This window comes from Streptomyces sp. NPDC054840, assembly GCF_053611065.1.
This window is the reverse complement of the sequence record NZ_JBSGZP010000226.1, coordinates 1-10,353: the sequence shown is the minus strand read 5'-3', so window position 1 is coordinate 10,353 and position 10,353 is coordinate 1. Positions and strand designations below refer to the sequence as shown.

Here is a 10,353-nt window from a genome sequence, read left to right as displayed (position 1 = left end):
GTCCGGAAGGGGCCGCCTACGGCCGCACGGGGGCCGGGACCGGCGCCGGCGCGGGAGCCGCGGGGGTCGGGCGGCGGTCCTCCAGGGGGATGACCGCCGGGATCGGGGCCGTCTGCCCGAGGAAGACCCGGCGCACCACGCGCTCCGCCGCGTGGCCGCCGTCGTGCGAGCAGAAGCGCGCACGGAACGCCGCCCGCAGCTGCGCGGAGCGCGAGCCCCGCCAGTGGCCCGTGGTGAAAATGTCCACCGGCGGGTCACGCGGGGTGGGGAGGGGAGTCACTTGATCGCCCCGGCCATCACCCCCGAGACGAACTGCCGCTGGAAGGCGAAGAAGACGACGAGCGGGACCGCCATCGACAGGAACGCGCCGGGCGCGAGCACGTCGATGTTGTTCCCGAACTGCCGCACCTGCTGCTGGAGCGCGACCGTGACCGGCGGATGGGCCGAGTCCGCGAACACCAGCGCCACCAGCATGTCGTTCCACACCCACAGGAACTGGAAGATGCCGAGCGAGGCGATCGCCGGTCCGCCGAGCGGCAGCACCACCCGTGCGAACAGCCGGAGTTCACCCGCCCCGTCGAGGCGGGCCGCCTCCAGCAGCTCGCGCGGGATCTCCGCGAAGAAGTTGCGCAGCAGGAAGACAGCGAAGGGCAGTCCGAAGGCGGTGTGGAACAGGACCACGCCCGCCGTGGTCTCGAACAGCCCGATGGAACCGAAGAGTTCGGAGACCGGGATCAGCGCCACCTGCACGGGGACGACGAGCAGCCCGACGACGAGGAGGAACAGCCAGTCCCGGCCGGGGAACTCCAGCCAGGCGAAGGCGTATCCGGCGAACGCGCCCAGGGTCACCACCAGCAGGGTGGCCGGCACCGCGATCGCGAAGGTGCTCAGGAGGGAGCCGGTGATGGTGTCGTTCGCCAGCAGCCGCTCGTAGTTGTCGGCCGTCAGGCGCGAGGGCGTCGTCAGCACCTGCCACCAGCCGCCGCTGTTGAGGTCGGTGGGGGAGAGGAGCGAGGAGAGCAGCAGTCCCAGGGTGGGCAGCAGCCAGAAGAGGGCCGCCACGACCAGGAAGACGCGCAGGGCTCCCGCGGCGAGCCGGGCGGAGGCGCGCGCGGCGTACGAGGGCCCGGCGGCGACGAGAGCGGCGGACGAAGGCCTGGCGGGCGAAGGCCTGGCGTACGCGGGTTCGGCCGCCGTCGGGTCCGGGGTCGCGTCGGTACCGCTCATCGGGTCCCCTCCTTGCGCAGCCGACGGATGTTCACGAGCATCACCGGGATCACCAGCACCAGCAGCAGCACGGCGATGGCGCTGCCCAGCCCCGGATCGGCGTCCGTGCCGAAGGAGGTCCGGTACAGCTGGAGCGCGAGCACGTTCGCGTCGTCCTGGACCGCGCCCGGCGCGATCACGAAGACCAGGTCGAAGATCTTCATGACGTTGATGACGAGGGTGACGAGCACGACCGCCAGGACGGGCGCCAGCAGCGGGACGGTGATCCGCCGGAACACCTGCCACTCGTTCGCCCCGTCCACGCGCGCCGCCTCCAGCAGCTCACGCGGTACGGCGGCCAGCCCGGCCCCGATCAGCACCATCGCGAAACCGGCCCACATCCATACGTACGCCCCGATGACCGCCGGGGTGACGAGCGCCGGGCCGAGCCACTGCACTCCGGCGTACGCCTCCCGGAAGTTGGCCCCGGGCAGTCGCAGCAGGGCCCCGTCGGCCTTCGCTGACAGGGTGAAGGTGCCGTCGGCGCCGGCGGTCGCCGTATCGACCACCCGGCCGTCCTTGACCGCCTCGATCCGCATCCCGGCGAAGCCCTGCTCGGTCGGGTCGACCACGTTCGTCGCCCCGCCCCCGCCCCGGGTGAAGTCCTGCCAGACGGTGCCGGTGACCTTCCCCGGCACGCTCTCGGAGTTGCCCGCGGTACGGGTCCCCTCCGGCAGCGCCTCCGGGGCCACGCCGACCAGCGGGAGCAGCACGGGGGTACCCGCGCGGACCGGGTCACGAGTGAGGAAGGCGCCCCCGCCGGCGTCCGTGAGCGGCGAGTCCCGGCCCGGGCGGGCCTTGGGGAAGGCCGAGGACTGCGCGAAGGTGTCGTGGACGCCGACCCAGACCGCGTTGGCGACCCCGCGGTCGGGATCGTGGTCGTAGACGAGCCGGAAGATGATGCCCGCGGCCAGCATCGAGATCGCCATCGGCATGAAGACCAGCAGCTTGAACGCCGTTCCCCAGCGCACCCGCTCGGTGAGCACCGCGAAGATCAGACCGAGGGCGGTGGCCGTGGCCGGGGCGAACACCACCCACAGCGCCGTGTTCTTCAGCGCGGTACGGATCGTGTCGTCGCGCAGGATCTCCCGGTAGTTGTCACCGCCGACGAAGGTGCCACCGGAACGGTCGAAGAAGCTGCGGTAGAGGGAGTACCCGATCGGGTGCACGACGAGCGCACCGAGCAGGACCAGCGCCGGGAGGAGGAACGCCGCCGCGATCAGACGGCGGCGCCGGGCCTCCGCGGACACGACGCCCTTGGCAGCGGCAGGGGCAGGGGCCGACACGGGATCAGTTCCCGTAGGCCTTGGCCGCGTCCGCCTCCAGTTTCGCCTGGGTCCCCGCCACGTCCGCCGGGTTCGCCAGGAAGTCCTGGAGCGCCTTCCACTCGCCGGCGCCCGGGGTCCCGCCGAAGGCCGCCGGGGCCTGGTCCGACATGTCGAAGCGGAAGTCGTCACCGGCGGCGATCAGCGCCTTGGCGATGTCCCGCTGGATGGCGTTCGGGTAGGCGCCCGGGTTCACGGCCCGGTTCGGGGAGACGAAACCGCCCTGAGCCGCGTGGATCTCCGCCGCGTCCGCGGAGGCCAGGAAGGTCAGCAGGGCCTGCGCCCCCTTCGACGGCTTCAGCGCGACCGCCACGTCGCCTCCCGAGACCACCGGAGCCTTCTCGCCGACTGCCGGGAAGGGGAAGACGAGGGCGTCCTCGCCCACCTTCGCCTCCGTCTGCGCGATGTTCACCGCCACAAAGTCACCCTCGAAGACCATCGCCGCCGCCGGCCGGTCGCCACCGGTGAAGGTCTGCGTCACCGACTTCGGGAACTCGGTGGACAGTGCCCCGCTCGGCCCGCCCGCCAGGAAGTCCTTGCGGCCGAACAGTTCGCCGAGCGTGGTCAGCGCCTGCTTGACGCTGTCGTCCGTCCACTTGATCTGGTGCTTGGCCAGCTTGTCGTACTTCTCCGGGCCGGCCTGGGAGAGGTAGATGTTCTCGAACCAGTCGGTGAGGGTCCAGCCGTCCGCACCCGCCACCGAGACGGCCGGGGTGCCGGAGGCGGACAGCGTGTCGGCCGCGGTGATCAGTTCCTTCCAGGTCTTCGGGGGCTGCACCCCCGCCGCCTCGAAGGCCTTGGCGTTGTACCAGATCAGCGACTTGTTGGCGGCCTTGTAGTACACGCCGTACCGGGTGCCGTCGACCGCTCCGAGATTCTTCCAGCCCGCCGAGTAGTTCGCGTCGAGCTGGGCGGCGGCCTCCGGGCCCAGCGGCTGCGCCCACTTGTTCTCCACCGCCGCCACCAGCGCCCCGACCTGCGGGAGCAGCGCCACGTCCGGTGGCGCACCGCCCGCGATCTTCGTGCCGAGGAAGGTGACGATCGGGTCCTGGGCCGGGACGAAGGTGACGGAGGCCCCCGTCCGCTTCTCGAACTCCTTCAGGACCTTGGTGAAGTTCTCCTGCTCCGGGCCTGTCCAGACCGCGGCGACCTGCAGCTTCTCGCCGGGCAGCTTCGGTAACTGCACCCGCGGTGCGGCAGTGCTGCCCTCGGGACCTCGCGGTTCCTCCGTCCCGCCGTCCCCGCACGCGGAGAGCGTGAGGGCGGCCGCCGCGGCGAGCGCCGTCCAGGTGAGTGTCGTACGGCTCGTTCCGTGCCTGCGCATGGCTCTGCCCCCGATGCCCGTGATGTGTCCTGGACCACAAGGTCTACGCCGAGCCGTGCGCCCCCGCAATACCGCCTCGCGGGGACGCGGCTGCGTCAGGCGCGGGCGGGAACAGCACGGGTATGGCCGAGACCAGGTGCGAGGCCCGGTCCAGGGCGCTGGCCAGCAGCGCGAGGTCGGTCGGCCCGTTGCCCAGCTCGCGTACCGGGCGGCGGGCCGGCGGATCGCCCATCCGCTCCCACTCCACGGGGACCACGGTCGGCCGCTGGGTGGCCGTCCGGGGGATCCGGCCGGTGACCCGGCCCGCCTGGAACGGGACCGTCCGGCCGTCACCGAAGCGGAGCAGTCCGCGGCCCGGGCCCGGCTGGTCGGGAGCGTCGAGCTCCACGCGCAGGGTGGCCAGCCGGGCCGGCCCGGTGTCCGCCGTACGGTCGGGGCGCGCGCTGGTGGCCACCAGGTGCACGCCCAGCCGGGCGCCCTCGCGGGCCACCGCCTCCAGCGCCCGCACCACCGAGCCGGCGGCGGGGCGGCCCGTACTGCCCAGCCCCGGTGCGACCAGCGCGTCGAGGTCGTCCACGAGCACCACCAGGCGGGGCAGCGGGCTGGGCCCGGCCGGATCGGTACGGGTGGTCGCGGCCCGCAGCCGTAGCGTGCCGGTGCGCTGGGGGTCGAGGTCGCCGCGCTGCTCGCCGGGGGTGGGCCGGCGCGGCGCGACCATCCGGTCGGACACCTCGCGCTGCGCGTGCCATTCGGCGAAGGACAACGTCTCCAGCAGTTCGGAGCGCCGCTTGAGCTCCGCGCCGAGCGCCTGCGCGAACTCCCGCATGCGCAGCGGATCGGAGGCGATCAGGTGGGCGCAGACGTGCGGGAGTTCGGTGCAGGGCAGCAGCCCGTCGCCGCGCTCGCCGCCGGCCCCGTCGAGGAGGAGCAGCCCGAGCCGGTCGGGCCGGGCGGCCGCGGACAGCGACGCGGCCACCGAGCGCAGCAGCTCGGTCCGCCCGCTCCCGGCGGGCCCCTCGATGAGCAGGTGGGGGCCGTCGTGGACGAGCTCGGTGCCGACGGGCCCGCGGCGTCCGCTGCCCAGGACGATCTCGGCGAGGCCGCCCATGCCCTGCCCCTGGTCGGTGGCGGCGGCCCAACGGGCCATCAGGGAGGCGGGGGTGGCCCGGGCCAGCCCCAGCTCGTCCAGCAGCCGTGCGGTGGCGGGCAGGGTGGCGGAGGTCGGCCGGTACGGCTCGGCGGAGCCGCCCTCGGCGGTGCGCAGCGGCGCCAGGGCGCGGGCGAAGCGCTCGGCCCAGGCGGCGGAGACGGCGTCGGCGGTGGCGGTGCCCCCCGACGGGACCGGCCTGCCGCCGCTGATCGTGAAGGTACGTACGGCGGTGGCCACATCGCCGCTGAGCAGGGCGACCGTGCCGCAGTCCCGGAAGGCGGGAGAGCTCGCGCAGGCGGCCTCGTACGTCTCGGTGACCGGCGAGGCGGGGGTGGCGGCCGGGGCCTCGGCGAGCACGAGCACGTGGATCCCGGCGGCCGGGCCGTGCGAGGCGAGCCGGCCGGTGACGTCGCGCAGCGGCCCGGCCCCGGGGTCGCCGTCGAGGACCACGAGCGTGTACGGGCCTTCGTGGGCGTCGGCGGCCTGCCGGACCTGCCCGGGGTCGGCGGCGGCCCAGTGCGTGCCGAGCGGACCCTCGTCGAGGCGCCGGGTCAGCTCACCCGTCCGGGCGACGGCCTGGTCGCGGTCGTAGGCGAGCAGGAGCCGGCAGTCCTGGCCGTGCGCGGGCCGTAGGTGGGGCAGCCAGCCGAGCCAGCCCCAGTCGCGCCGCCGGTCGGTGAGGCCGCGCGCCCGGTCGGCGGAGATGAGCACGATCTCCAGTTGCCCCGGCGCGTGCAGTGCCGCCAGCTGCGCGACCACCCAGCGGGCGGCCCCGGCCAGCCGGGGCCGGGGACCGGCGAGCCCGAGGGCGCCGACGGCGGGCATGGACACCCGGCTCCCGGCGCCGAGCCCCACCTCCAGTACGGCGGGATGCCCGGGCGTACGGGACCACAGGCGGGCGGTGGGGCCCATCGCGGCCAGCAGCAGTGCGGCGGGATCGTCGGGGTGGGGTGCGGCGGCCACCGGTTCCTGCGGCGCCTCGGCGGGTTCCTCGCCGCGCACCCACTTGCGGGCCCAGGCGCCGAGGACCTTCCGCCGCCCGGAGCCGGAGCCGGAGCCGGAGCCGGGGCCGGAGCCGGTCCCCGGGCTCGGCGTCGCGGCCTGCTGCCCGGCTCCGCCCGGCGCGGGGGCGGCGGGGAGTTCGGGCGCGTCCGGCATCGGTCCGGGGGCGGCCGGATCCGCCTCGGCGAGGGCACCGGTGGGCGCGCCGGTGGCCGGGCCGGTGGGTGGGCCGGGAAGCGGCGCCGGGGCAACGGGCCGGGCGGAGACCGAGAGGTGACCCTGGAGGTCCGGGGTCACCGGCAGCGCGGGAGCGCCCGCGGCGGCCAGCCGCAGGGTGGACTCGCCGACCCGCAGCAGCGCCCCCGGGGGCAAGGGGGCGGGCTGGGTGCCCACCGGGGCGCTGTCGAGCGTGGTGCCGTTCGTCGAGTTCAGGTCGGCCACCGCGACCCGCCCGTCGGGGATCACCGTCACCGCGCAGTGCAGCCGGGAGACGTCGGGGTCGTCGAGCGGGACGTCGGCGTCGGCGGAGCGGCCCACCATGATCTGCCCGCTGTGCAGCAGGTGCACCCCGCCCGCGTCGGGTCCGGCGACGACGTGCAACTGGGCCGCGCCGAGGCCGTCCTCCGGCAGCACGTCCGGAACGGGCCCGTGCAGCGCCAGCACCGCGCCGTCCACGAGCGGCGGCTCGCCGAGCACCCGCCGCTGGAGGTCGAGGCGCTCGGAGCCGGCGTACAGCACGACCGTGCCCCCGGTGTCGGGTCCGCCGACGGTCGCCGCGAGCCCGGAGGCGACCGCGGCCAGCACGGTGCCGACGGGAGCGGTGACGAGGACGTCACAGCTCGCGGGGGCGGTTGCGGTCTGGTGGCCGCTGCGCGACCCAAGGACGGTCAGCCGGATCTGCATCGCCGTCAGCGGTCCCTTCTGCGCGGTGCGCGGTGTGTGCGCCCGGCAGGGGAATCCCGTGACATGACCGTCCGGTCGCCCCCCACCCGGCACGGACGCGTCGTCCGGTCAGGTCTGCCCGGAAGGCGGGGCTCCCGTCCCGTGCCGTCCGTACGGGTGCATCCTCGCACCTGTCACGGACAACACGCCCGGCACCCGGCAACAAATGATCTTGATGTATCGGGACCCGGGCCGGACCCCGGCCGGATCCGGACACCAAGGCGGGGAAAGACGGGGAAAAACGCCTCCGGCATACCCCGCAAACATCACCCTCCGTACATATGTGCGGCAACCAACCTCCGAGGACCGGCGTCTTCCCGGGGGACACCCCCTAGAGTGGGCCGGAAAACCAATCAGCAGATCGACCACAGCAGACGACAGCAGGGGAGCGCGAGACGTGCGGCCAGTCGGCAGCAAATACCTGCTCGAGGAGCCGCTCGGGCGCGGCGCCACGGGCACTGTCTGGCGTGCCCGCCAGAGGGAGGCCGCCGGCGCGGAGGCGGCCGTCGCGGGACAGGCCGGAGAGACCGTGGCCATCAAGGTCCTCAAGGAGGAGCTGGCCCAGGATCCCGACATCGTCATGCGCTTCCTGCGGGAGCGCTCGGTCCTGCTGCGCCTGACCCATCCCAACATCGTGCGCACCCGCGACCTCGTCGTCGAGGGCGATCTGCTGGCCCTGGTCATGGACCTGATCGACGGCCCGGACCTGCACCGCTACCTCCGGGAGAACGGCCCCTTCACGCCCGTCGCCGCGAGCCTGCTGACCGCCCAGATCGCCGACGCCCTCGCCGCCAGCCACGCCGACGGAGTGGTCCACCGCGACCTGAAGCCGGCCAACGTGCTGCTCGACGAGCGCGGCGGGCAGATGAAGCCGATGCTCACCGACTTCGGCATCGCCCGCCTCGCCGACTCCCCGGGCCTGACCCGCACCCACGAGTTCGTCGGCACCCCGGCCTACGTCGCCCCCGAGTCCGCCGAGGGCCGCCCGCAGACCTCCGCCGTCGACATCTACGGCGCCGGCATCCTCCTCTACGAGCTGCTCACCGGCCGCCCGCCGTTCGCCGGCGGCACGGCGCTCGAAGTGCTCCACCGCCACCTCAGCGAGGACCCGCAGCGGCCTTCGACCGTGCCCGAGCCGCTGTGGACGGTCATCGAGCGCTGCCTGCGCAAGGAACCGAACGAGCGCCCCAGCGCCGAGAGCCTGGCCCGCGGCCTGCGCGTGGTCGCCTCCGGTATCGGCGTGCACTCCTCGGCCGCCGAGGTGGAAGCGGCGCTCGGCGTCGGCGTGCTGCTCGCGCCCGACCCCTCGCCCGCCCCGGTCCCCGAGACCCCCGGCGCCCCCATGGGCGGGTACGACCCGAACGGCATGACCAGCGTCCTGCCGCCGGTCGGCGCGGCCGACGCCACCTCGGTGCTGCCCATGGGGCCTCCCCGGCCCGGAGGGCCAGGGGAAACGGCGGGCCCTGCGGCCGACCCGACCTCGGTGATGCCCCCGGTCCAGCGGCCAGACTCGCCGCATCCGTGGCAGTCGCAGATGCAGGCCGCCCGCGACCGCAACGAGCAGACGCAGATCCAGTACCTCGACCCGAACGAGGACCCGCTGCGCCGCCGCCCGCAGCGGCAGGCGCCTCCGCCGCCGCAGCACCGGCCCCAGCAGCAGCCGCCGCAGTACCGGCAGAGCCCGCCGCCCCCGCAGCAGCAGTACCAGCAGCCCCAGCAGCCGCAGTACCGCCAGCCGCAGCAGCAGCAGCCCCCGCAGCAGCAGTACGCGCCTCCGCCGCCGCAGCACTACCAGCCGCAGCAGCACCAGCCCCAGCCGTACCAGCAGCAGCCGCAGCCTCAGCCGCAGCAGCCCCAGTACCGCCAGCCGCAGCAGCAGCCCCCGCAGCCCCCGCCGGCCCCCCGGGAGCCGCGCGAGCCGCGCCGCCGCAGCGCCAACCCGGTGCGGATCCCCGGCCTCGGCTGCCTCAAGGGCTGCCTGGTGCTGATCCTGGTGTTCTTCGTCGCCGGCTGGCTGGTCTGGGAACTGACCCCGCTTCAGGAGTGGGTCGGCACCGGCCGCGGCTGGTGGGACCAGGTCTGGACCTGGGGCTCCGACGTCGTCGACTGGGTCAGCGCGATCGGGGACTCCGCAAGCTCCTCGGGCGCGGCGGGGTCCACCAAGCCCTGAGAAACGGACCCCTGTAGCTCCGACTTCGTGGATTTGTCGACTTCTGGGACATGTTTTCGCTCGCAGAAGTGAAGGTCGCCGCGAATCCGGCCCCCTGCTGGCCTCCAATGCCCACCCGGCCGCGTAGCTTTGGTGCGTACGCCAGCCGCTGAGGGAGCAGTCGTGGCACGGAAGATCGGCAGCCGGTACACCGCGCACCAGATCCTGGGGCGCGGCAGCGCGGGCACGGTGTGGCTGGGCGAGGGGCCTGACGGGCCCGTCGCCGTCAAACTGCTGCGCGAGGACCTCGCGTCCGACCAGGAACTCGTCGGACGGTTCGTCCAGGAGCGCAGCGCGCTGCTCGGCCTGGAGCATCCGCACGTCGTGTCCGTCCGCGACCTCGTCGTGGACGGCAACGACCTCGCCCTCGTCATGGACCTCGTCCGCGGTACGGACCTGCGCACGCGTCTCGACCGCGAACGGCGGCTCGCCCCCGAGGCGGCCGTGGCGATCGTCGCGGACGTCGCGGACGCGCTGGCCGCGGCGCACGCGGCGGGGGTCGTCCACCGGGACGTCAAGCCGGAGAACGTCCTGCTGGACATGCAGGGCCGGCTCGGCCCGGGCGGCTCGCACCCGGCGCTGCTGACCGACTTCGGCGTGGCCAAGCTGATCGACTCCCCGCGGCGGGCCTCCACGGGCCGGGCCTCGGCCCCCACGACCCGGATCATCGGCACCCCGGACTACCTGGCGCCGGAGATCGTCGAGGGCCTGCCCCCGCGGGCCGCGGTGGACATATACGCCCTGGCCACGGTCCTGTACGAGCTGCTGGCCGGATTCACCCCCTTCGGCGGGGGCCACCCGGGCGCGGTCCTGCGGCGGCACGTGACCGAGACGGTGGTCCCGCTGCCGGGGATCCCCGACGAACTGTGGCAGCTCATGGTGCAGTGCCTGGCCAAGGCCCCGGCCTCGCGGCTGCGGGCCTCGGAGCTGTCGGTCCGGCTGCGGGACCTGCTGCCGCTGCTGGCGGGGATGCCGCCGCTGGACGTGGACGAGCCGGACGACGCGGATCCGGGCCCCGAGCCCTCGGAGGAGCCCGCGGCCGACCCGGTCCGGCGGCGGGGCGTGGTCCCGCTGGTGCCGGGCTCGGCCACCGACTCCAACCGGGACACCCACACCTCGATGCGCGTGCCGGGGC

6 protein-coding genes and 1 pseudogene are annotated in these 10,353 nt (G+C 74.5%); 2 read left to right on the top strand and 5 right to left on the bottom strand.

Annotation, left to right across the window (positions count from 1 at the left end):
* Positions 1-16: 16 nt before the first annotated feature.
* The 5 genes and pseudogenes from ACWGIU_RS17885 to ACWGIU_RS17865 form a co-directional block, all read right to left on the bottom strand.
* Positions 17-256: pseudogene (locus tag ACWGIU_RS17885) on the bottom strand (CDP-glycerol glycerophosphotransferase family protein); the annotation flags it as partial.
* 20 nt (positions 257-276) lie between these two features.
* Positions 277-1,227 carry a carbohydrate ABC transporter permease gene (locus ACWGIU_RS17880; RefSeq protein WP_453706862.1) on the bottom strand — a complete coding sequence of 317 codons (951 nt, stop codon included), beginning with the start codon at positions 1,225-1,227 and terminating at the stop codon, positions 277-279.
* Positions 1,224-2,552, bottom strand: a complete 1,329-nt coding sequence (locus tag ACWGIU_RS17875) for a carbohydrate ABC transporter permease (protein ID WP_453706860.1) — start codon at positions 2,550-2,552, stop codon at positions 1,224-1,226. Before ACWGIU_RS17875 ends, ACWGIU_RS17880 begins: the two co-directional genes overlap by 4 nt.
* Before the next feature lie 4 nt (positions 2,553-2,556).
* On the bottom strand, positions 2,557-3,915 hold the full coding sequence (locus tag ACWGIU_RS17870; protein ID WP_453706858.1) for an ABC transporter substrate-binding protein: 1,359 nt from the start codon (positions 3,913-3,915) through the stop codon (positions 2,557-2,559).
* 43 nt (positions 3,916-3,958) lie between these two features.
* Entirely contained in the window at positions 3,959-6,970 is a 3,012-nt protein-coding gene (locus ACWGIU_RS17865; RefSeq protein WP_453706856.1) for an FHA domain-containing protein, read from the bottom strand.
* Between the two features lie 436 nt (positions 6,971-7,406).
* Between ACWGIU_RS17865 and ACWGIU_RS17860 the strand changes: the two genes are divergently transcribed.
* Complete coding sequence (locus tag ACWGIU_RS17860; RefSeq protein WP_453706854.1) at positions 7,407-9,179, top strand: serine/threonine-protein kinase; 1,773 nt, start codon at positions 7,407-7,409, stop codon at positions 9,177-9,179.
* Positions 9,180-9,341: 162 nt separating this feature from the next.
* Positions 9,342-10,353: serine/threonine-protein kinase (locus ACWGIU_RS17855; protein WP_453706852.1), on the top strand; the 1,012-nt coding region annotated here is incomplete at its 3' end.